The organism is Rhodococcus sp. PAMC28707, from assembly GCF_004795915.1.
Classification (GTDB): Bacteria; Actinomycetota; Actinomycetes; order Mycobacteriales; family Mycobacteriaceae; genus Rhodococcoides.
Map to the genome: position 1 here is coordinate 3618835 of NZ_CP039253.1, position 23316 is coordinate 3642150.

The window sequence follows — 23316 nt, forward strand, 5'->3', positions numbered from 1 at the left end:
AGTCAGGCACCGCTCGCGTAGAGCTCACCGACCTGCATCATGCGGCTGGTACGTAGCGCGAGATCCAGGCAGAGCCGGAGCCGCTCGGCGGTCTGCTCGGTGAGGCGCTTCTGATTGAACTGAGCCAACGTCTGGCGGAATAGATCCGACTGTGCCAAGGCGTTGCCGTCGGCGACGAACATCATCGCATTCGCAATCTCTTCCGGGCTGATCTCTCCGAGTGGTCGAGTGATTGCTGATTGCGTGATGCGAAACCCGCGCCACTGTTCTGAATCCAACCCGGCCGGCCAGACGAAGTCACCACCCCGGCCACTGCGGACCAGCTCGGCCGGGATGCACCGCTCGATCGATTCCTTCCGAGCGGCCCGCAGGCGATCGAAGCCGAATCGAGTGCCAATCTGTCGGCATAACCGGTCCACTTCGATGGGGCCCTCAATCTCCACGACCGCACGAATCGCGTCGACGATGGTTGCACGAACACTAGGAGACTTGTCCCGTTCGAGATCCTCGCGGCTGCCCAGCCGCGTCGTCGGCGCCTCCAGATACAGCGCGGACTTCTCGTGGATGTTGCGCGTGGTGGACAGTCGTATCTGATGTTGCTCCTCGATGGCACTCGCGATCCGGGCGGCCTCGAGGTCCGGTTTCACCGGTGCGGACGCGTCCTTCGGCTCAAGGTCCACAGGTTCGTCGAACCCTCTGTCGAGGGATTCGGGAGCGGCCGTCGCGGTCAACTCTTCGAGGGATGCTTGCCAATCCTCGGCGTCGGAATCACGAGTTGCTGCGCGTTCCTCGTCGGACTGCGCTGCGCGCGCAAGGGCCTCGGAAATGCGATCGAGCACCGCGTCCGGGTTGTCGATCCACTCCGGCAGCCAGACGCGAACCAGGCCGCCCCAGCCCATCATTGATTGGAGGAGTAGGGGAGTCATGTCCCGGTCGGAGACGGTGGGGCGCTTTGCCCACTGTGGTCCATCGGTCAGCACTGCAACCTGCCAATGAGAATTGCCAGGTTGGCGGACAACCAGATCAAGCACGAAGTCGGACAACCCGTACCTTGGGCGCACTTCGTAGCCACGTTCTATCAAAGCTGTGCCCAAGGAACGGAGCACGGCGTCGACAGACTCCCACCGAACGTCGCTCTCTGTAACTTCGCTGATTTGGGCGGTCCGTTCCAGGTACCCACGCAGATGTGCCATTCCGACGGAGTTCGTTCGGTTGAGGTCGATATCCGCGGGATCAAACGAGGTGAACACGATGACCTTGCGTCGCGCCCGCGTGATGGCGACGTTCCACCGCTTCTCACCACCGGCTCGGGTCAGCGGACCGAAATTCAGCACCAGCTTGGAGTCACCGGGCTTCTTGGAAAACGCAGTCGAGAACAGAATGACATCCCGTTCGTCACCCTGTACGTTCTCCAAGTTCTTCACGAAAAGGCCGTCTTCTTTGTCTTCTCGGAGATGCTCCGCCACCAGGGGGTCTCGGCACTCCTCCAAAAGATCGCGAACTAAGGTCTGCTGCTGAGCGTTGAACGTGACGATTCCGATGCTCTCGTTAGCCGTGTGCGCGTTGGCAAGTCGCTTACGCACCTCCCCAACGATGGCCTCCGCCTCCACGAGGTTGGTGCGATGGCGTTGTTTGGTGTTCTCGCGGTTGAAATGTCCCTGTACGCGACGCCATTCGACACCGAGCGAGTCGTTACCGCCCGGTGTGGGCAAGCTGGCCAGCCTGCCTTCGTAATATTTTTCGTTGGAGAACGCGATCAACGACTCGTCCTGGCTTCGGTAGTGCCAGGACAACCACTGGCGTGGGATCCCGGATTCGACAGCTTCGGAAAGAATGCTGTCGAGATCTTCTGGAACTACTTCCTCGTCGTCCAAGACGTCATCGCCGTCGCCGGCCGTCGCTTTGCCGACGGCAGTCGGTGGCATCTGCTGCGAATCGCCGACAATGACGCCCGACCGGCCGCGTCCCAGAGCGCCGACTGCCTGCGGCACGGTGACCTGTGACGCTTCGTCGAACACGACGACGTCGAAGGTCACTGTGCCGGGAGGGACGAACTGTGCCAGCGAGGTCGGACTGACGAAGAAGCACGGTGTCGCGGACACGATGTGGTCCGGATAGCGAGTGATCAGCTGCCGGAACGTTTGACCGCCACGCTTCGCATCGAGCAAGCGACGGAGTTTGCCCACCTCGTCGGTCAATTGCCCCGCTTTGAACGGTCTGCGCCCCAACAGCAGTGAGCGAAGTGCCACCACTTGCTCTTTGCGCTGAGCGTCGGCTGCAGCAGAAAAGTCGTCGACCTCGCCATAGCGCTGCTCAGGATCGAAGTGGACCAGGCCGGCTCGCCGCCGGCGTTCCTGCGCTGAGGTTGAGGCCACACCGCGTATGAAGGACAGCTCGGCATCCGACGACGAAACCGATCCACTGAGCAACTGATTGACGAAGTCTTGCAGGCCGGCCGACCGGAGCGGATCCAGATACGTGGTTGTCGAAGAATACTGCTGGACCGTGTGGATACCGTCGACACCGAGAGAATCGACCCATCGCCGGCAGTCCTTCGACCACTTATGTTGCCAGGGATCGCTGCTGAGCCAACGGGCAAGCGACTCCGGGGTACTGCCGAGCGCAGCAACCCACTCTGTCCACCCCGCGGCGAGTGAGCGCACCGTTGCAATGTCGGTTTCGGAAATCGACCCACATTCGACGAGGAAGGACCACGACGCCGGATCGTTCCGTCGCAGCGAGGACGTGTTCTCGACGTGCTCGATGAGTGGCTGCAGGTGAGCCGCAGCATTGGGATCGAACGGACTCCACCATTGCGGTGCGAAGTCGAGTAGAAGATCCGTCATACGTCCGGTGACGTCGAGAGCGTCGGACCGCGCGTACGGAAGCGTCTGCAAGAGAGGCAGAGCCTGTTCCGGGCTGAGGGACACGCCAGTCGCGACAATCGGCTCGACGAGACGGTGAAAAGCCTCGACCCGCTTTTTTCTCATGAGCCCGCGGCCTGCGTCTGCGGCTGCCGTAACTACCGGCTCGATCTCACCGGTGGCGACGAACAAGGGTGTGAAGGTGTCCGACACGATCCGCACGGAATTGTGGAAGTCGGTGATGCGACGGAGAAGGTCGTCCCGCTCGCCGTGCCAGTCTTTGCGAGATGCCTTGTCCAGAAGCTCGATCGAGGGGACCGGAAACCGAGACAATTGTTCGGCATGGTCCGCCACGTCCCGGAGCGACGCAGCGTCGTTTGCCCGTTCGAGCGCGCCGTGCGTGAACGTGGAGGAGTGCGCAGAAGTGAGATCTCGGTCCATGCGAGACGCAAGGGTCGACAATGTCGCTTCGGAGACTGCGTCGTTCAGCGTCCCGACCAGGTTCCATTCGTTGTCGGTTGACGGACGGGCCGTGCGCGCGGACCTAGCAAAGAGTCGTAAAGAGTGTTCGATGTCGGCGATGGGGACCGGCGGCTGTGAGACGAAGGAGTGGGGGATAACCGCTGTCGGACCGTCTGTCAGGCCCATCGCAGTGTCGCTGGCCGACCAGACGGACTGGCCGGCTCCGTTGACTTCGTGGAGTGCTTTCGGATACTCCGCCAGCGGCGCATGCCGGGAGCGCATCGTGGCTAGGCTGGCTTGCCACAATCGCTCGTTGTAATGCGCGTCCAGATCGATGGCCTTCTTCAGTTGGTCACGGATAGCTTGTGGCCGCTGATTCTTGCCGTGAAGGTCCAGCGTGAAATCGGATAGGCCGATCTTCTCGAGTCGTCGCTTCACCACATCGAGGGCTGCCTGCTTTTCGGCGACGAACAGCACCGACTTACCCTGCATGAGGGTGTGCGCGATCAAGTTGGTGATCGTCTGCGACTTTCCCGTACCAGGAGGACCTTCGAGTACGAAGCTGTGTCCATCGGCCGCGAGTGCCACCGCGCGTAGCTGGGACCCGTCCGCAGGAATGGGAACGGGCACGTCGATCTCCTCGACCGGCACATTGTCGAGATCCTGACCCTTCGGGCGGGCGTTGTCGACGAAGGACTCGCCGGCGGAGTGCACGAGGTGGTGGACAATCGGGCTCTTTTGCAGAGTCTCCCAGTGTTCGTCGAGGTCCTTCCACATTCCGAAGGTGCCGAACTGGCAGATCCCGAGTGACGTGCATTCATCGATTCGGAAGGACAAGTTGTGCTCGACCAGCGATCCCCGGATTTGCTGGAGGGCAAGATCTATGTCGATTCCCGAATCGTCGGTCGGCGGGTTCTGCAACGCAGGAATGGAGGCGTTGTGTTTCAGACGTAGCCATTCCACAAGGCAATAGTTCGGGTTGGAGATCTCCGACGAGTCGATTGCGACCTTGAACGGTGCGTTCCCGGTTCCTCCCGTGATTCTTACCGGAAGCAGAAAGAGGGGAGCTCGTGCCTCGCGTCCGGTCGACGTGGTGTGGATAAGCGCACCGAAAGTCAGGTAAAGATTCGCTGATCCGGTCTCTTCGAACATCGTTCGGGCCGACCGTTGCAGACTCTTGAGCTGAGTCGCGTACTTCGCCTTGGTGACTGCGGCGTAAAGCTTCTTGCTCTTCTGCAGGTACTCCAGAAGCACATCGTTGTCGATGTTCTGCGCCAGCCGCGCACCCCGGAGCTCGTGGATGTCGCTGATTTCGTCGTTCGGCATCAGTTCGATTGCCACATCGGCGTGAACAAGGTCGTCGAGAATCGCCAGACCAGATTTTGGTATGTGGAGGTCGATGACCTCCTTGGCAGCTTTCAGATTCAGCAGCCTGTTTCGGGTGCTGAGGTCCAGCAGAGATCGTTTCCATTTCTGCACGCGGGCCGGGGAGTTATCGGTGGGGTCGAACACTGCGTCGTGCTCGGCGGCAGCTCGAACCAGATCGGATGGAAGCTCGATGCCGTCCGCCTCGGTGTCGGAGTCGTCATTCACGGTCTCGATCACGACGTCGTCCTGGGTCAGGAGCGGCCGGATACCGTCTTTGCGCGCCGTCGTCACCGCGGTGACGCCCAACAGTGTCTCCGGGGAGGCGAAGTGTCGTCGAGCCGTGGCGACGGCACTGGCGAAAGTCCCGGTACGTGCTGGGTCGTAGAACTGAGCCTCGACGGGGACGACGGTGTTGGACTCGACCAGGTTGACCATGGTGTTCGTGTCGGTCACCGTGGCGCTCGCGAGATTCGTCTCCTCACGCATGAAGCCTGCGAACGCATGACCCTGTTTGAGCCAGAGCACAGGACGCAGCCCAGCAGCTTCGAGGCACGCGGCGTAGGTGACTGCCAAGTCGATGCAGGTCCCGAGCCTCTCCTCCAACACCTGCGCTGTGGTTCGAATCTTCTGGCCGGAGCGCTCGAACGACGCCGGCGGGTTGATGTATCGAATGCCTTTGGATCGGAGGGCTTCATAGATCGCGCCTGCGATGTAGGCGGCGCGCTCCGGTCCGGACTGGTATCCACCCAGCGACGAGTTGCCAGTCTGCTTCTCCAGGAGCGTGCTGGCGATGGCGAGGACCGACGAGACGGCCCGAGTGTTGGGCTGCACGAACGCAGACAGGGACGAATAATAGACCGGCGCGTTGAACCACTCATTGTGCGCCAGAACCCTGATAGGCACCTTGAGTTGTATCGGTCGACTCCACACATGCTTGACGCTCACGTAAATGGTTGCCGGATAACTCTCGTTGAGTTCTTGCAGGTGATCGACCTCAGGCACGATCTCGGCGAAGTCGTCCCACTGGAGAGCAGAGCCCGGAGCGAGTGCACCGTCGTGCACGTCGTCGAACTCGGGAGAGATGGGATGTCCACGGCCGAACAACTGGACCGATACATGGGTGTCGACCGCGTCTTGGCTCGACGCATTACGAATGGAAAGAGCCGTGATCACAGGAATCCCGTTGTGGACCAGCGCGAGGTTCACCGCGGGGTGGGCGAACAACTCGACGACGAGGCCACCCTCCTCTGTTCGGTGAGTCGCGTCGGTCGGTTCGGGCTTGGTCATCGGGTCTCCGTACTACTCGTTCGTTGCAGCTCCACCGGTGGGCATAAGAAAGACGTTGCACTCACCGTAAGAGATCGTCGCTAGTTGCGGGAACGTTCCATGGAATGCCGGCCATGGCCGCGAATCGATATTGTCGAAGGAGTGCGGCGGACGACCTCAGAATCAACTTTTGAGTTGATCGACTACTCGCATTCCGCGATGTCCGATAGTTCGATGCGGTATCCCTGCAGCCAAGAAAAGTCGACTTGTAGAGCTGTGATCTTGTTTCGGCCCAACCAGATTGGAGAGCCGTCTGGTTGAGAGGCATAGAGTCCCCGTGCCGATGCGACCACTCGATCGAATTGCGCGGGCCAGTCGATGGTTGCCGCCAATTCGGTGATGGGGTCGCGGCCGCGGTCGAGGGCTCGAAGGACGTGTGATCGTGCGGGCAACAGCTGAGATTTGCTGGTGTTGCAGGATGGGCAAGCCAACACCAAGTTCGCGAGACCGTCGATCGCGACCCTCGACCATGGAAGAACATGGTCGACATGGGCTTCGGATCCCACACGCGTCGAACAGTAGAAGCACGACGGACCGAAGGCCTCGATCAACGCGGCTTTGGGACGGATGAGCGCGATTCTGCTATTGCCGAACAGGTGGCCTTCGAGATCCGGCACGTTCTCTTCGAGGAAGCTATTCTTTCGCCTGACGTCATCGACCCACGCCAGCATCAACGCAGGCTTGAGAAGTGAGGACAATCGCGCCAGAGCGAAACACACTCCGGGGTACAGCGCGATCCGGTTTCCGTGGGCCAGGACCGTGGTCATGCCCATTTTGGCGCTCATCCATCTGTCGTCGTACAGAAATGACTCGCCCGCGTATCCGCCCGGAATCCGCTGCAGGCGATACAACGGCTGCGTTGCGAGAACGAGCTTAACCCTCTTGATCATCTCGCGGAACAGACCAGGGTTCCTCCGAGCAGCGAGGTCCAGTGGAGCTTCTCGGCCGGCGGTTGCCGTAGCTCGAGCAAACTCGCGGACAGCGTCGGGAATCGTCGCTCTGGCCTGCGTGGACTGGCGGAGGTAGTGACCGTCGAAGTCACGTACCTGCCGCCAGTAGAGACCGACAACGCGCTCGGCCAGGTCGTCGAGATCGACGTCCACGGCGGAACTACGGTCATCGGGAACGTTCTCGACTGAGAATTCGAGTAGAGCGACCAACACAGCCAGTTTGTAGGTAGCGACGCGTGCACCGGTGTCGAGGACGCTGACCAGGTGCTGGCCCAGCGTCAGCGGATCAGCGGGCGATGGAATCGGCATACCTGCACACTACTGAGCATGGGAAAACTCGTCCGTGATCTGATTCCGTCGATCATCGAAGCCTCGGGTCGCGTCCCGAAGTATCGAACCCTCAATCCCAGAGACTACGGAAACGCGTTGATCGACAAACTGTTTGAAGAAGCAGACGAGTTCCGTGAGGCAATGCTGGAGAACAGGCGTGAGGAGCTGGCCGACATCCTCGAAGTAGTCCGAGCATTGGCCGCGCATTTGGGCTTGACCGACGCGGCTCTGGACGACTTGGCTGTGGGTAAACGTGCGAAACGCGGTGGCTTCGAGAAGAGGATCTGGCTAGAGTAGTCGGTGTTCACAGCGCTGCGTCGGAGGTCTCTGGGTTGAAGTGCTTGGTGATGAGGTCCAGTGCCGCCTGTTGATTCGATCCGTCTGACAGTTGTGACTCGTCCAGAATCGACACGAGCGCTCGGGGTTGATCCTCGACTGTGTCGTGTAGAGCTGTCGCGGGGTCGGTACGCCATTCGGGCGTGAGGTCCGACAACGGACGATCGACCTCGATTGCAATCATGAATCCGGGATCTCCAGCGGGTATGTCGTTGGGCCCGAGCCGTGTTTGTTCCATAGTTCTCCTCGTCAGTTGTGCGAAAGGGTTGCCGAGAAAGCCGGCGAGAGCGGAGTCCGGACTATCGGACTGCCTGCAACTTCATGTGTACACGAGGGCGCCGACAGGTTTGTCGAAGATGACTGTGGTGTGTCCCCGGTGAATCGGGGACACACCACAAATCGACGGGTCAACGGAACGTGGGAGTCCCATCCTGACGGTGCGGTAGCTGTGCATTCAGCGACTGTGCACATCTATGCCAACCGCGCGACATGGACCGAAACTCGCTACAGGAGAGCAGTACTCGGTAGCAAAGCTCTAGTGGCTAAGCTGCACGCTTTGAAGATATTTCGAATGCCCAGCGACGCTTTCAGAGACGTCGTGGTCGTGGATGCGGGCGAACTCGGTGCGGAAGCCTGCAAATCCGACCGCCGTTTGTCCACCTTGGGCGGTCTTATAGGCGTACTTGAGGACACCGTCGTTCGACGAGTGGTAGTTGTGCACGGCGCCGGTGACTGCATTGCTGAGAAGTCGCCAGTCACCCCTCGACCCGATTGCGGCGCCCAGCAGGTGGACCGTGTCAATCTTCGGCTTGCTCTTCGACCTCGCAAGGGTCTCGGCCGCCGTGGCTGCAACGCGAGCACCGAGGCTGTGTCCGACAAGCACGTAGCTTTTGGCGTCGGTTCTCGCCAACAGCCCTGCCAGAGCCACGCCCGTGCGGTCTGCCTTGACTCTCGCAGTATGCCAGGGGTTTTTGGCAATGGCGGCTGCCGCCAGCGCGGGTGCCAACGGTCCAAGCTTCTTCGCGCCCGCCTTTCCCGCCTTTGCAGCCAGCCCCTTGATTCCGAGCGCTGCTGCCGGTTGTCCACCCAATGCCTTGACCATTGCTGCCAAATCTCCCAGATCATTGCTCCCCCAGTGAACTCGATAGATCGGTGAACCCGGGTAGCTTTCTGCGACAAGCTTCTTCCAGTCCGAGCGTGTGTCCGTTCCCTCGCTGAAGAGTCCATTCGCGACGATCACGGCTACCCCGGACCCTGGCTTGATCAGCTCGATGTTGAACGATTTGTCAGCACCGATGTAAGCAGTTGTCACTGAACTGCCCAGTGCACCACCGAGAGCCCCACCGACGGCTGCGACGACTGCTGTCCCGCCAGCCATCCCCAACCCACCCGCAGCGATCGAGCCACCACCAAGCAGAGCCAACCCGTAGCTGCTCGCCGCGGCTCCCGCGTAGCCACCCCCCGCGATGCTCAGACTGCCGATAGCTCCGCCGATCGCGGGGGCAGCAAGAAATGCACCGGTCGCGAGTGCACCCGCGGAAAGAACAGAGATCGCTGCGACACGTGACCCTAGTGCGAGGTTGCGACGCTCGAAATTGAGGAATTCGTGGTAGTCCTCCAGCGCCCCAAAGTTCGCCGACGCTTTTTCGAACCCGGGGATCTCATGCTTGTGCTCGGCGCAGTACCGCGGCACCAGTACCGCTGCGAAACCTCGCGTTGCCATGTTGGCGCACCCCGGACCTGCGCATCCCAGCGTCGGCGATCCGCACGATTCGCACAGGTACGCCGGGATCGAGCCGAATCCTTGCGTCAAGCGTCGATGGTCGCTTCGGGTGAAGCATGCTGAACACCAAGAATTTTTCGACGCTGTACCTAACTTGTCGACCAGTTCTGCGATGCCAGCCGCCGTCTTGCGATGCGCCGTTGCCTGCTTGTGATGGCTTTCCCGCTCAGCGCCGTCGGTAAGGGTGCGATACAGGTGATCGTGCTTGGCGAAGGCCCACGCATTGTGGACCAAGGCGGGGTTGGTTCCCAATGCGTCGTCACCCAGGACGCGAGGCTCGAGATCGCCGAGCGCGCCGTTGCAGCGCATCGTCAACCCTTCCGGGCTGCGAACCTCGCATTCGAATTCGGCGTTCCCGAGTGAGCGAAATACGACTTCAGCGGACATTCCCACCATTTGCCTTCCTAATTCTTCGGCCAGCTTCGACGCAAATCTATCGAGTGTGTTCGGACCGCTACAGGTTGCCCTCTATTGAGGAACGCCGGCCCCATCTGGTGTTCAAGCCGACGACAAGCGTCGATGGGAAACAGCAGCCGAGAGGGCGACACGTTGCTGTGAATGCACCTGCCGGTCAGCCTGATCAGGGAATACGTCGGACGTGGAACTGGCACACTCGACCCCATAAACAAGCTGACGATCCCGCCACGGTCCTACTTGCCGCCACTTCCGTTGCTGAAGCCTCGTAGCAAGCTGCACATTTGTTACGGAACTCCGTACCAAGAAGCGCTGAGAGACATGTACTCCAGCTATGGCCGCGGAGATTATTGGTCGGTCCGCGACACGATGCGTGCCGGCGACTTCGTGCTGTCGTTGGTGGCGACCAGTCCGTGAATGATCATCGGTTTGGACGAGGTCGAAGTCGATTTCGATCCGAATACCAGTTCGTACATGCAGTGCGACGGCGCCGTGGCCGTCGTGTTCGAGAACGAATACTTGATAACGCGGTCGCCACACGGTGTGGGTGGCAGTCCATCCCTGAGAGCGGATACATAGCCGGCCGCAATGCACGCGAGTTACTGTCGGCGGTAGATACGGAGTATCAATCCAGCCGGCCTTGGTTCACGCCGAACCGGTGGCGGGAAATCCAGTAGGAGAGCCATCAGCCAGCAGGGGAGCATGGCAAACGTCGACGAGCTCGCGTGATTGGTACACCATGGACCGGTGACCATGGAGGTACAGACCACATGGAACAGGCACCGATACACCTGGACGCTGCAGCCTGACGGTTGGTGGAATCTGACGCACCGCACCAGTGCACCGACCGTCAAGCGCCGGCTGCGAGCGCGCGAGTTCGACGAGAATCATTGCGAACTGGTCACGTACGACTTACCCCGCGAACGTCCCGGCGCTGCGTTCGCGCGTCGGTCGGCCCGGCCACGATCTCGAGATAAAACAACGACCGTCGTCCACGGAGTGTTCCCCTTCATAAATGTGCCGCTGACCCGCCGCGATATCCGAGAGCCCGTCCGGCGCAGTACGCAGAAGCTGGGATTCTCCGACGCCAGCCTTCGCAAGGGCGATGCGGATCAGACCTTTCACATCGACGGCAACAGAGTGACCGGACGGGGAACAGTCTGTTCGAGACCCGTCGACGTCGACACAATGCACGCTATCTACCGGGACGTCTATCTACTCGATCGGATGAAGAACAAGGTCAGACTCCACACCTCGCACGGCGGGTACAGCACCGAGGCTCGACAGTTCGCGCGTGAGAGCGATATTCGGCTCTACACACTCACCTCCAGGGGTGAGTAGCGGCGCCTCGGCTGTGGCCCCGTTGATTGCGGGCCGCACGTTTGACCGTGTAGCCGTCTATGCGGTCGGGGTGTTGCTCGCGCTCGTTGCGTTGGGGTGGGCTCTCACGCACCTGGAGACTGTCGGAAGGCTGTTTCTCGTGGCCATCGCGGTGGCGGTAGCCATTCCGGTGCTGTGGATTCTGGGGTTGATTCTTGACGTCACCGGACCCCGGACCCGGAAGTAGCAGTGTGGTTCTCTGACGAAAGAAAGGCACAAACGGCCCCTTTCGCCGCACGTCGTTCGTTCGAAGCAAGATGTGTGTAAAGCGAACTCGATTGCTCCTCAGCGGTTCTGGCCCGGGTCGCTTACGTGACCATTCCTGCCCTAAAGGCAGCCAGCGCCGCCTCGACTCGATTGCGCACGCCGAGTTTCACGAAGATCCCGGAGATGTGGGTCTTCACCGTCGTCTCGCTGAGGTAGAGCTCGGAGGAGATGTCCGCATTGGTCGAACCAGTAGCCAAGATGCGCAGTACATCTCGCTCCCGCGGGCTCAGCACGTCCATCGACATTGAATTCGGGGCCGTCGGCAACACCGACGTTGCGACGATTTTCCGCAGCGAATCTTCACTGAACAACGTGTTGCCGGATGCCACTGCCCGAACCGACTGATGAAACGTTTCGGGTGCCTCGCTTTTGCTCAGAAAGCTGTGTGCCCCGGCCTCGATGGCGCGTATCACCAGATCGTCCACATCCATTGCCGTCATTGCAATGACTTTCGGGGGATGGGCCAGCGTCATCAATTCGCGGGTGGAGTCCAGCCCGCCGACCCGTCGCATCTGAAGATCCATCAGCACCACGTGCGGCCGGAACGCCGTCACTGCAGCGGGAACCTGGTCGCCGTCCTCCACGTCGGCCACCACCGAAATGTCCGGGGTCTTCGCGAAGATGTCCGTCACTCCACGACGAACGAAGGGGTCGTCGTCGACGATCAGAACTGTAATCACGGCTGGCGCTGTCATGGTGCGCTGAGCTTAGAACGCGTCTCCGACATCGTCCGTCAGGAGTACCACGGCAGCCAGCACGAGACCACAAATTCACCCGGCTGCACGCCGGCACTGAACGTCCCGCCCACCCCGCGGACCTGTTCGGCCAATCCCGCCAACCCCGTACCCGACCCATGCTCAAACGGCGGTTGCCGCAACAGCTGATTGCGCACATCGACGCGAACACCCGTCTGATCGGACCCGTGCACCGCCACCCGAATGGTCGATCCGGCGGCATGCTTGTGCGCATTGGTAAGCGATTCCTGCACCACCCGGTACGCCACATGACTGCTCGCAGCACCGATCTCACCGGGTGTCACGTCGAGCATCAGCGACGTGTGCAAACCCGCGCCCCGCGCCGAGTGCACCAGATCGGAGATGCCCTCGACGCTCTGCCGACCACCGCCTGAGGTATCGGCCGATCCGCGCAGCACACCGATGATGCGCTTGAGCTCATCTAGCGCATCGTGCGCAGTCTGCCGAATCATCGACGCTGTCTGGGCTACCTTTTCGGGCCCATCGGCACTGTTGACTTGCATTCCGCCTGCAAACAACGAGATGCGGCTGAGGCTGGCGGCGAGGGTGTCGTGCATGTCGCGGGCGATGCGGGCGCGTTCCGCATTGAGCAGCATCTCCTCACGAAGTGCGTTGGACTCCACCGTCACCTTGTCCCGCGTGACCACGGCCGCCGTCAGGTCGGATCGTGTGCGGCGCAGCATTGCTCCACCCACGACCAACCCGACGAGTACAGCTGCGACCACCCACGGAATCCACGCCGCGACGTCCCACTCGACCGGCGTCGACCCATCTTTGGTCTTGGTCGAGCCGAGGGTCAGCACGGAGTAGTACCGACTGCGATGCGCGTCGTACGTCAACGACACCCCGCACGCGACGAAGACCGCGACGGCAGCAATCACCAGCGGCCTGGTTCGCGCGAACGCACCGACAGCAAACAGGGCGATCAACGCTGCCGTCGCATCGGTGGCGAAGAACAGCGGCCCGGCCAGCGCCAGCCCCAGAACGATCCATGGCCGCTCGTGTCGCCAGATCAACGCGATGCCCGCGACGAGGTTGAGCGCGACGCCGATGCCTAGATTCCACCCCGGCGTGCCGGACGATCCCGCCAACCCGGCGGTCATGATCGAGCAGAACAGGCTGAAGACCACCGCCGCCGTAGTCCAGGCTTTGCGACGCAGGGTGCCTGTCCGGTGGGTGCTCACGAACGCAAGCGTACGGCCGAGCACCGACACGGCGGATCGTCCGATCGGCCCGCATCACCAACCGGATACGACCGAAAGGAGGAGGGGCACCGACCGGTCAGCCGAGGCGCGGACAGGGCCGACTGCGGTGTGGTTGATGCATCGCTAACCGAGAGGAATTTCGACATGACCACCAACAGCCCGAACCCCCAGCAGCAGTACGCCCCGCCCGCTCCGGAGCAGAAGAAGAGTTGGTTTGCGCGGCACAAGATCCTGGCCGTCATCTTGGCGATCGTCGTGCTGGGTGTCCTCATCCGGCTCATCGGCGGCGGTTCATCCGAGACCCCGACGGCTCCCGCGCCGGCCGGGTCCTCGCCGTCAGAGGAAGCGGCTCCTGCGGCCCCGGCCGAGCCGACTCAGCCGGGAATCGGCGTCCCGGTGCGCGACGGCAAGTTCGAGTTCGTCGTCACCGCGGTCGCGCCACCCGTCTCGACTGTCGGCTCGGAGTATCGGACGCAGACCGCTCAGGGCGAGTTCGTTCAGGTCAAGATCTCCGCGCGCAACATCGGCGACCGAGCACAGAGCTTGGACGCGTCGTCGCAGAAGTTGCTCGACGCCGACGGCAAGCAGTACTCGGTCGACAGCCCCGCGACCGCCTACCTCGACGAGGGCATCGGCTACGAACAGATCAACCCGGGCAATGCGCTGGACACGACCGTCGTGTTTGATGTCCCCGTCGGGACCGTCCCTGCTGAGATCGAGCTGCATGATTCCGCCTTCTCGGGCGGTACGACGGTTGGGCTGCGGTAGCGGTCGTCAACCGCTCTTCCGTTATCTCTCAATCCATTCATTCGACGCAGTTTCGGCTGCGTCCTACGGAAGGAAATCATGACCAACCCGACACTCTCTCTCGTTGCAGCTTTGCTCGACCGGTCCGGTTCGATGCATTCCATCGCCGACGACACCCGCGGCGGATTCGACTCGTTCATCGCCAAGGAGCGTGAGGCCGACGGCCGGACCGTGGTCACGCTGGCGCAGTTCGACAACCGGTACCAGCTGGTCTACGACAATGTACCCATCGAGAAGGTCGACCCGCTGGTGCTCGAGCCACGGGGCGGCACCGCGTTGTACGACGCGATCGGCCGGCTTGTGAGCGAGGTCGGTGCCGGGCTGGCCGCGATACCGGAGGACGAGCGTCCCGGCTCGGTGACCGTTCTCGTGATGACCGACGGTCATGAGAACGCAAGCAGGGGGTGGACGAATGCTGCTGTGCGAGAGCTGATTCAGCGGCAGGAAGCCGAGTACAGCTGGGACTTCGTGTTCCTGGGATCGAACATCGACGCCGTCGAGGTGGGTGCAGATCTGGGCTTTCAGCGCGACAAGTCGATGACGTATGTTTCGACGTCGGTCGGCCGTACTCGGTGCGCCTGCGGTGTTGGCTTTCTCCACCGAGGACCCCAGGCGCGCGCGAGGGGAGTAGGCGAGATGGGCGATAAGGAAGCAGTGCGGCTCGTAATCATTCAGTCGAATGATTCTCTGAGCTGCGATGAAGCATTGCGACCCTCCGGTCCTATACCTACTCAGTATGACTTCGACCGAAGATCAGGACTTCATGAAATTTCCATTCGATCGGTAGATCGAGGCTAGATGTATGAGGCACGGACGTTAGTGACGCGGTGCCGGCGGTAAGCGGCGGGCGGTCATCCTCCGCGTGCTGAATGCGATCGGTGGTAATTGTAGTGAACATTCCAGACGTCGACGGCGGCGCGCCGCTCGGCTTCGTTGGTGTACTCACGGAGTACAACAGTTCTTCGGCGAGAATTCGGTTGTAGCGCTCGACCTTCCCATTGTGTTTCGGCGTATACGGTTTGATGCGGTAGTGCCGAGATTCGCGGAGAGACAGTCCCAGAACTACACCAGGTGGACACCGCACTCGGCGGCGGCTTCTTCCAGCGATGCAATGACTATGTGTAGAAATGTGCTCGGATCCGAGCTCGACAAATCCTCAGGGACAGTGACGTTCTTGCCGAAAATGCTATCGGAAATGTGCTGAGCACGTTTGCCGGTCGACCCATTGCCGCTATACGCGTAGCTGATCTGCCAGTCGGAACGCGGCACTTCGGACAGTCGTTCGCGTATCGGCTGTTCGAGCCGCTTAGCGATCTCGTTCGAGAACTGGTCGATAATCACAGTCTGATCTTCCAAGCTCTCGGGCGGCGTGCCGATCCACTTCTCGGGGCGCTCCAGAGCCTTGTAGATGTCTTCTTTCAGCATCTCGCGCAGCTCGGCATTAGGCCTCAGTGTGTCGTATTGGTCTGCGATTCCCTCGGCAAAGCGTTTCGTCAAAGCCTTGATGCGACTCCAATGTTCCTTTTCGACATCCTCGGCTTCGGCTGTCCCCAACAAGCCACCCCAGCGGTGATGGAACTGCCTTGTGCCGGTCTCGATGGCCGCTGACAGAAATGCTTTGTCGTACACGGGCTTTGCGGGTCCGAGGTCGGGTCTTTCTGCACTTCGTTCGATGATGACAAGCAGCTTCTGGAACTGGCTGATCGACCACCGCCCGTTGTCAGTGGCGGCTTTGAGCGGCTGGTCGATGCTGGATAGAAGCACCCGATCGTGGTCCAAACGATCGCGCACGCTCTGCTCGGCACGCGGTCCGAAATCCTTGCGGATCGTGCTGAGCACATTTTCGACGCTTGCCAGCACGTGATGCGCACGATCGCGGATGTTCGTCAGGTTGTCGCCCTGCACCTCCTCGAAGTGGGTGAAGCAAAAGATAAGCTTTTCCACGTTCCCAGAGGTCAGAATCGAACGGATTGCGGCAGCAGGCGCGGCCTGCATCGGCTGTTGTGCGTTGTCTACCAGTAGAACTGCGTCGACTTCATTGATCGTAGCTGCGACATTGGTAGGTAGTGCCGCTGACGATTTCGCAGTATGTCCGAGACCCTCTCCATCGATCAGTACTAGTTTCGGGAATTGGCCGTCAGCCCAGGTCGGTAAGAAGGGGCCGGAAACGCGGATGCCGTCGACGAGCGGGGTAAGCAGATGCCCGAAGAGGGGCGCGTAGTTCGACGTGAATCGATTGACTGCTTGCAAAAAGGCGGCCCTGTCAGCTTTCTCGAACTGCCAGCTTTCCGGCCAACCTTCAGCGTTACGCTTAAAGTCTCCGGTCATTTGCGCGGCGAATCGTTTCTCGATTTCCTCCAACAGGCTGTCGATAATCGAATGAAACGTGTCATCGTCGCGAAGCGAGATGTCTAGATCTTCGTCCTCGACTGGAGTTGAGCCTTCGGACAAGCCGTGCCGTGTGACGAGAAATTTGAGGGTGGAGATTGCAGCGTCGATCAGGCGTGAGCTCTCGTCAAGGTCGATGCCGTCGAGCCGTTCCGGCTCCGCGTCGAACCGAGGTGGCTCAGTTGCAATCGCAGGTAACTCGAACTCGTCGAACTCATCCAAGTTCCGTTTCGTCGCGGGCGATGGCTTCGGATTCTGTTTGCGACCTAGGATGTAGCTGAAGCGGAATCGCTGATTCTCGTGGTCGAGCAGCGCCGACCTTACGTCCTGGTCGGTCACGCCGCGTCTGATCGCCAGCGCAGCCTTCACCGCGCACTCGATGAGATGGTCTGTCACTTCCTCAGAAGAAAAGAAAGTCACAACAGCTTTATACGTTCCCTCGACGACAATTATCTCAGTATCCGCGACAGTAGTTTTGGCCGTCGATGTCGACGGGAATCGGTCTCGATCCGGATCAGTCCCCAAAATCTGGCGAATTACTGTTGTTTTCCCAGCGCCGGTTGTCCCGATCATCAGAACGCGTCGATAGTCATCTTCGAGAGTGGGCAACGGCATGTGAACCTCGCGAAGGTCCCGCGAAGCTCCTGGAGCTGGTGGTTCTGCGCTGTCATAGAAAGCCGATATGACGGCCGGATCGAAGGTCCCCTCCGCGTATTCACGTGCAGCGGGATCCCACCAGTCCTCGTCGGACAGCAGCTTGTTGAGCTGTTCCTCCATGCGCTCAGCATGGTGCGCCTCGAGCACTCCAAGAGTCCGCCGCACTCGCCTGCCAGGTAGTCCGGTCGACGGATCCACACGTGCTGGATGCCTGAACGACGCCGAAAATGGCTCGCGTGCGCTGTTTCTGGAGATCGATGCGGTATAGATGGTTATTCTGCCTTTGCCCGAAGTGATGCTGCTCGAGCATTACTATCTCTTGACCGCGCGACCCCGGTCAATTGCACCCTGTAGTCAGCTGCTCTTCCAGCGCAGGCGCCCATCCTTCGCTGTGCCGCACACCATGGCGGTACCGGCCTTGGTTACTCCTGGGGCACCCGGCACATCACAGAATGACCCGGGGTGAACGACACCAGGAAGTGATTCGGACGGGTCTGGCACTGGTACAGCCGGCGGCGTGTATGCAGGCGGAGGTGGCGTGTATGCCGGTGGTGGTGGCGTGTACGCAGGCGGAGGAGGCGTGTATGTCGGTGGCGGCGGCACATACACCGACGGTTCTGTGGTGACCATCGGCGGGATCGTGGTAGCCGTGGTGGTGGCCGCCGGAGCGGTAGTGCGCGTTGTTGTCGTTGTCGTTGTCGTTGTCGGTCGGGCAGTCGTGTCGACCTGGGGGAGGGGCGGCACGGTGACTTGTACGGGGTCGCCTGTTTCGACGTTCGAGTCTTCCGCTGAGCATCCCCCCAGCACAAGCGCGCTCAGCGACAAACAGACTGCAGTGGCAGTCACGCGCTGATGAAGCGAGGTTTTACGAGATACTGTACGGAGCTTCAAGTAATCGCCTGCATTCGATTTGTGCGGGGCTGAGTGCGCCCACGTTCAGTAGGAGACTTCGGCTGGACATTACTATGCGTTACATCGCTACCTGATGAAACACATTGCCGCAGTTCCCCGATGCCCTGACGGACGACCTCTGACTGAACAGGACCACGATGCTGCCACCGTTTTCGCCCAGCCTGAAGGAAAAGGACGCTACCAAGTGGATGGAGTCGCTTAGCGGTGTCATCGGCGAGGGAGAAGAAATACGGGCGCTGGCACGGATCAGCACGTTCAGACCGCTGACAGATGGCATGGCGGTAACAAATCGTCGTTTGATCCTCTTCCTAAGCACAAGTCTGGATTCCAAGGGGCCGCTGGTTGAGATAAGTGCACTCGAGATCGGTGCCTGCGAGATCAAGATGCGTGCCGCAGGTCGCACTCTGGTGGTATACGCCGATGGAAGAGAGCCACGGAACGTCGCAACGGTGAAGGCTTCGGATGCAGACTTCGTCGTCGCTCGAGTGAACTCCATCGCCGACGCGCGGACACTCGAACGTCCAACAGTCGACGTGTACGACCCATTCACCACACCGTGGGTAGAGCCAACGGCTGCCCAAGGGTTCGGGCCGCCGGGACCGACCTCCCAGCCACCGCTTACATCGGAGCTCTCAGAGAACGTCGAAACCGCTGAATGCTCGGTGAAAACCCCGTCAGCGGACGTAATCGTCGAGGGTCAGGCCCCTTCGCGGAAGCGTCTGGTAACACTCTGGAAGACGATTCCAGCCTGGGCTTTCATCGCGTTCTTTTCGCTCGGTGTGGTGGCGGGTGCTTTTGCTGATAGTGACAACTTATCGCTGGTGGCGCTCTATCTGTCCTTGCTTCTGATTCCACTCCTCGCCTTGTCAAGGGCACGACGCAACTCGATCATGCGGCGAGCGAAGTCGTTAGGTACGGCTCCCGAGTTCGGTTTCGCGGAGAAGAACTGGCTTCCGGTTGGGATCGCTCTCGGTGCCGTCTTGTTTATCGTGTTCGGCGTGACATCTTAGGGTCATTCAAACGTATTAATTGTGACAGTTCACAGTGTTCGCAAAGCATTTATCTGCTAAAAGTAAAGAGCTGTGCTCACATGTAGTACAAAATGATCGATCTCGATCTCTGCGTCGAAGAAGGAGTCGAATCATGAGCGTGACCTTGGCCAAGGGTGGAAACGTCTCCCTGAGCAAGCAGGCACCGAGTCTCACCGCCGTTACTATCGGACTTGGCTGGGATGTCAGGTCGACCACCGGTGGTGACTACGATCTCGACGCAAGCGCCATTGCTCTAGGGAGCAACAAGAAGGTTCTCAACGAGCTGTTCTTCGTCTTCTACAACAATCTGAAGTCGCCTGACGAGGCCATCGTGCACACCGGCGACAACAGAACCGGTGAAGGCGAGGGCGACGACGAAAGCATCGACATCGACCTCGTTGCTTTGTCTCCCGAGATCGCATCCATTGTGTTCCCCGTTTCGATTCATGCTGCCGAAGAACTCGGACAGAACTTCGGTCAGGTCGTCAACGCGTTCATTCGCGTCGTGGACAAGTCGGACGGACGCGAACTGGCTCGATTCGATCTGAGCGAAGATGCCTCCACCGAAACAGCAATGGTGTTCGGTGAGCTGTATCGGCATGCTGAGGAATGGAAGTTCCGAGCCGTCGGCCAAGGTTACGCTTCGGGTTTGGCCGGAATCGCCCGCGACTTCGGAATCAACGTCTGAGGTAGGCCATAGGTCGTCGATGCGGTCGGCCGGGACTTGAAGCGCCCGCCACCGCCGATGAATTCATTACGAATGAGTCTCAGTAGTAACGCAATAGGTAGAATCGTCGATTCCTCAGGGAACGGTTCGCGTTGCGTCATCGTCTGCGAACCCGAGTCAGTCTGAGGAGACCACGCATTGGCTTCATCACCGGATCCGTTCGGTTACGGCAACGACAGAGGATTCGGTTCACCACCACCTCTGCCGTCTCATCAGCCGGCTGGCGTCCAACCGAGCTCCTCTCTATCCGTCGCAGGTCCACCCTCGGCCTACCTCTTCGCTTCCGGTGCACTTGCGTTGATCGGTCTTGTCGTGGGAGTCGCGCTCGGAGCCTCCGGCCCGCTGGCGGTAATCGGATGGGTGCTTGCCGGGCCAGTAGCGATAGGGGTGCTGTCGGCATTCACTCTGTTGGACACCAATCGGAGAGCACGTCCTGTCTACGCCGAACCAACGTGGATCCGGCCGGCGTACTGGGCCGTCCTGGTTATCGCGGCAATCGGAATAATTGTCTGCGCGCTGCGCATCGCTGACTGGATTGGTCGACTGTGAACAAAGCGAAAGCCAGCGCATTACTCACCGCTGCATTGGTAGGGCTCGGCGGCACGGTGGCGATCGCATTGGCTCCAGCGGTGGCTGCCGCTCCCGGCGGTGCCGCGGTATCGGACTTCGGCGCATGCCTCGCAGCGCAGCGCAGCGGCGACTTGCTACTCATGATCGATGAATCTTCGAGCCTCCAAACATCCGATCCGGACGGCGCGCGAATCACCTCAGCCAACTATCTGCTGGATCAACTCGCGAAATTCAAAGACTCGTCAGGGATCGAACTCGATGTCGCGATAGCGGGGTTCGCCGATACCTACTCTGTCGAATCCAACTGGACACCCCTGGACTCAGGAACGCTTCCGGCGCTCAAAGGTTCGGTCGACGAGTTTCGTGGTCGGACAAATGGAATCGACACCGACTACTGGTTGGCACTGGATGGCGCTCGAGCCTCGCTCGCGGACCAGACCCAGACCGCAGACGGGGTAGACCCTTGTCAAGCAGTTGCGTGGTTCTCGGATGGCAAGATCGACTTCACTTCGCGCAGCGATACACGCAAGCCATACGCTCCCGATCAGCCGCTCGATACTGCTGAAGACGTGACGCGCGTGGTGGGAGCAGCCACTGAGTCCATCTGTCGCCCCGGTGGTGTCGCCGATCAGCTGCGTTCGTCAGGCGTTGTACTGTTCGGTATCGGCCTCGCTGCGGGTACCGCATCTCCAGCGGACTTCGATGTGATGCGATCGATCGCGACCGGAGAGCGCACCGGCTCGGCGTCATGCGGCAACATCACGACACCCAGCCCTGGTGACTTCTATCTGGCTCAGAACATCGACGACCTGCTCTTTGCGTTCGATGCCTTCTCCACGCCCGGTCAAGCACCGCTCACTCGCGAATCCGGGGTTTGTGCCCTCACCGTGTGTGAGGAAGGGAAACATCGGTTCGTGCTCGACGATTCGATCGATTCCGTATCCGTACTGGCGTCGACAGATGTCCCAGGGTTGATACCGACACTGGTTGCGCCGGATGGCTCCGAGTTGCCTCTTCCGACATCCGAGGCAGATGTGACTGCAAACGTCGGGGGTGTGGACGTCGCCTACCGCTGGCAGTCGGCAAGAACGCTGTCCTTCGACATGGCCAATCCAGGTGCCGCACAGTGGCAAGGTGTGTGGGCTTTGGCTTTCGTCGATCCGACGGGCGATGCTGCAGGAGCTCGTTCCAAATCGAATATCCATATCTCAGGAAATCTGTTCCCCGAATGGAAAGGGCAACGCACGAGCGCTATTCACAGTGGCGAATTGGATGTGCCAGTCGATCTCGGTATTGTCGATTCGGCTCGAAACGAGGTAGATCCAACTGCGTTGCTCGGAACTGCCACCCTGTCAGCCACTCTGATCGAGAGCGACGGACAACAGACAGTCGTCGGTGCGAGCATCCCGAAGGACCAAATCTCCGAGCCCCTGCGACTGGACTTGACCGACGTTGCCCCAGGACAAGCAACCGTGCGCCTTACTCTAGATGTGACGACAGCGGACGCTACGACATCGAGTGGCGACATCGAACCAGGGACGGCTCTCGCACCACAGTCCGTCGATATCCCGTTGGCCGTTGCACCACCGATCGGCTTTCCGGCATTGCCGCGGACCGTCGACTTCGGCACTCTCGAAGGCGCAGGGACGTTCTCGGCTGACCTGCCGGTCACCGGTCCAGGGTGTGTCTGGCTGCCGCAAGAGACGACGGCGGCAATACTCGGGTCGCCGGACGGTGTGGGGAGTGTCGGGGTGTCGACCTCGGGAGCTGCAACCGTCGACTCTTGCCAGGAGCTCGGTGATGGCCAGGACGGTACCTTCCCACTCGCACTGCAGGTGGAGAACGCAGCCAACGGTCCGATCAACGGGACCGTTCAGCTGATGGTCGCCCCCAACGGTGAGGCAGACCGTGCGTTGCCTATCGACGTCGAATTCCGGGCGGAACTGGAAAAGCCCCTCGATACCAGCAATGCGCTACTTGCCCTGCTCGTTGCACTCCTGCTCGGCCCGGGAATCCCACTGCTGCTGCTGTACGGCGGAAAGTGGTACACGGCGAAAATTCCTGCTCGCACGCTCAAAGGACAGCAGTTCCCCGTCACCATCGCGGGTAGCACAGTCCTTCGCAACGGCTCACCTTTTGCATTGACCGATCGCGACCTGATCGAGGTCGTCCGTGGTCTCGATTCGCCGGCACGATCGCTCGATGTCGCCGGCGTCCAGCTGCGTACACATGTCGGATGGTCACCTGTCGGAGCGGGATTCGTGACGGTATCGTCGCCGGGGCGTGTAGGCGCCTCGTCCGTGTTGCCGGCAACACACGGCAAGAATCTCGAGGCACGACTGCCTTTGGCGGTCCACAACACCTGGGTTGTACTACATGATCCGCAAGGCCCCGCAGACTCGGCCACGGTCGTGTTGTTGATCGGTGACGACGCAGGCCCCACCGTTCGGCGGTCGGTCGTCGACGACATGACGAACCGCTTACCCAATGTGCTGGCGACGCTTCGTTCTTCCATCAACCCTGATTCGAATCCTTCGGCACCGACGCCGCCGGCCGCCGGCCCGTCCGGATTCGATCCCTTCGGGGGCGGCAGCATCTCCCCGTCCAGCGCCGGAAACAACGACCCATTCGGTGGCGGCCCCAACAGGATGACGCCCACCCCCCGAACCCAGGAACCGTTCGGTGGACCTTCCAGAGGCCAGGGTCCGACGCAATCGGGCCCATCCGGTAAACCGTTCGACCCTTTCGGCGACGGTCGATGACAGCACGTTCAAGAGCACCGAA

At 60.6% G+C, this 23316-nt stretch carries 18 protein-coding genes and 1 pseudogene; 11 read left to right on the forward strand and 8 right to left on the reverse strand.

Annotated features, from left to right (window positions below):
* Positions 1-2: 2 nt before the first annotated feature.
* Together E5720_RS16530 and E5720_RS16535 are read right to left on the reverse strand one after the other, a co-directional pair.
* Entirely contained in the window at positions 3-5981 is a 5979-nt protein-coding gene (locus tag E5720_RS16530; RefSeq protein WP_136171545.1) for a DUF3320 domain-containing protein, read from the reverse strand.
* 182 nt (positions 5982-6163) lie between these two features.
* A complete protein-coding gene (locus E5720_RS16535; protein WP_136171546.1) occupies positions 6164-7279 on the reverse strand; it encodes an HNH endonuclease in 1116 nt (371 codons plus the stop codon).
* An 18-nt stretch (positions 7280-7297) separates the two neighbouring features.
* On the opposite strand from E5720_RS16535, the gene E5720_RS16540 reads away from it, so the two are divergent.
* On the forward strand, positions 7298-7597 hold the full coding sequence (locus E5720_RS16540; RefSeq protein WP_136171547.1) for a nucleoside triphosphate pyrophosphohydrolase: 300 nt from the start codon (positions 7298-7300) through the stop codon (positions 7595-7597).
* Positions 7598-7604: 7 nt separating this feature from the next.
* Here E5720_RS16540 and E5720_RS16545 read toward each other — a convergent pair whose 3' ends face one another.
* Both E5720_RS16545 and E5720_RS16550 read right to left on the reverse strand, forming a co-directional pair.
* Positions 7605-7874, reverse strand: a complete 270-nt coding sequence (locus tag E5720_RS16545) for a hypothetical protein (RefSeq protein ID WP_136171548.1) — start codon at positions 7872-7874, stop codon at positions 7605-7607.
* 297 nt (positions 7875-8171) lie between these two features.
* Positions 8172-9806 carry a DUF726 domain-containing protein gene (locus E5720_RS16550; protein ID WP_247596006.1) on the reverse strand — a complete coding sequence of 545 codons (1635 nt, stop codon included), beginning with the start codon at positions 9804-9806 and terminating at the stop codon, positions 8172-8174.
* Between the two features lie 171 nt (positions 9807-9977).
* Between E5720_RS16550 and E5720_RS16555 the strand changes: the two genes are divergently transcribed.
* The 3 genes from E5720_RS16555 (at position 9978) to E5720_RS16565 (ending at position 11400) form a co-directional block, all read left to right on the forward strand.
* The gene (locus E5720_RS16555) at positions 9978-10250 is read left to right on the forward strand and encodes a hypothetical protein (RefSeq protein WP_136171550.1); all 273 of its coding nucleotides are present in this window, start codon (positions 9978-9980) and stop codon (positions 10248-10250) included.
* Between the two features lie 330 nt (positions 10251-10580).
* On the forward strand, positions 10581-11174 hold the full coding sequence (locus tag E5720_RS16560; RefSeq protein WP_136171551.1) for a hypothetical protein: 594 nt from the start codon (positions 10581-10583) through the stop codon (positions 11172-11174).
* Positions 11167-11400 carry a hypothetical protein gene (locus tag E5720_RS16565; protein ID WP_136171552.1) on the forward strand — a complete coding sequence of 78 codons (234 nt, stop codon included), beginning with the start codon at positions 11167-11169 and terminating at the stop codon, positions 11398-11400. The genes E5720_RS16560 and E5720_RS16565 overlap by 8 nt, the downstream gene beginning before the upstream one ends.
* Positions 11401-11521: 121 nt before the next feature.
* Here E5720_RS16565 and E5720_RS16570 read toward each other — a convergent pair whose 3' ends face one another.
* Together E5720_RS16570 and E5720_RS16575 are read right to left on the reverse strand one after the other, a co-directional pair.
* Positions 11522-12175, reverse strand: a complete 654-nt coding sequence (locus E5720_RS16570) for a response regulator transcription factor (protein WP_136171553.1) — start codon at positions 12173-12175, stop codon at positions 11522-11524.
* Positions 12176-12213: 38 nt separating this feature from the next.
* The gene (locus E5720_RS16575; protein WP_348769835.1) at positions 12214-13419 is read right to left on the reverse strand and encodes a histidine kinase; all 1206 of its coding nucleotides are present in this window, start codon (positions 13417-13419) and stop codon (positions 12214-12216) included.
* Between the two features lie 165 nt (positions 13420-13584).
* Here E5720_RS16575 and E5720_RS16580 point away from each other — a divergent pair, with 165 nt between their 5' ends.
* A complete protein-coding gene (locus E5720_RS16580) occupies positions 13585-14208 on the forward strand; it encodes a DUF4352 domain-containing protein (protein ID WP_136171555.1) in 624 nt (207 codons plus the stop codon).
* A 78-nt stretch (positions 14209-14286) separates the two neighbouring features.
* Positions 14287-15045 (forward strand): vWA domain-containing protein, encoded by a 759-nt coding sequence (locus E5720_RS16585; RefSeq protein ID WP_247596007.1) that lies wholly within the window; start codon positions 14287-14289, stop codon positions 15043-15045.
* A gap of 53 nt (positions 15046-15098) precedes the next feature.
* On the opposite strand, the pseudogene E5720_RS22110 reads toward E5720_RS16585, so the two are convergent.
* Together E5720_RS22110 and E5720_RS16595 are read right to left on the reverse strand one after the other, a co-directional pair.
* A pseudogene (locus tag E5720_RS22110) lies at positions 15099-15286 on the reverse strand (integrase core domain-containing protein); the annotation flags it as partial.
* A 23-nt stretch (positions 15287-15309) separates the two neighbouring features.
* Positions 15310-17439 (reverse strand): hypothetical protein, encoded by a 2130-nt coding sequence (locus tag E5720_RS16595; RefSeq protein ID WP_136171556.1) that lies wholly within the window; start codon positions 17437-17439, stop codon positions 15310-15312.
* Positions 17440-17809: 370 nt separating this feature from the next.
* Between E5720_RS16595 and E5720_RS21830 the strand changes: the two genes are divergently transcribed.
* The 5 genes from E5720_RS21830 to E5720_RS16620 all read left to right on the forward strand — a co-directional run bounded on the left by E5720_RS21830 (position 17810) and on the right by E5720_RS16620 (position 23294).
* Complete coding sequence (locus tag E5720_RS21830; RefSeq protein WP_210729887.1) at positions 17810-18145, forward strand: hypothetical protein; 336 nt, start codon at positions 17810-17812, stop codon at positions 18143-18145.
* A 247-nt stretch (positions 18146-18392) separates the two neighbouring features.
* On the forward strand, positions 18393-19214 hold the full coding sequence (locus E5720_RS16605; RefSeq protein WP_136171557.1) for a hypothetical protein: 822 nt from the start codon (positions 18393-18395) through the stop codon (positions 19212-19214).
* A 133-nt stretch (positions 19215-19347) separates the two neighbouring features.
* Positions 19348-19923 (forward strand): TerD family protein, encoded by a 576-nt coding sequence (locus E5720_RS16610; RefSeq protein WP_136171558.1) that lies wholly within the window; start codon positions 19348-19350, stop codon positions 19921-19923.
* A 177-nt stretch (positions 19924-20100) separates the two neighbouring features.
* Complete coding sequence (locus E5720_RS16615) at positions 20101-20511, forward strand: hypothetical protein (protein WP_136171559.1); 411 nt, start codon at positions 20101-20103, stop codon at positions 20509-20511.
* Positions 20508-23294 carry a hypothetical protein gene (locus E5720_RS16620; protein ID WP_247596008.1) on the forward strand — a complete coding sequence of 929 codons (2787 nt, stop codon included), beginning with the start codon at positions 20508-20510 and terminating at the stop codon, positions 23292-23294. The genes E5720_RS16615 and E5720_RS16620 overlap by 4 nt, the downstream gene beginning before the upstream one ends.
* Positions 23295-23316: the final 22 nt, after the last annotated feature.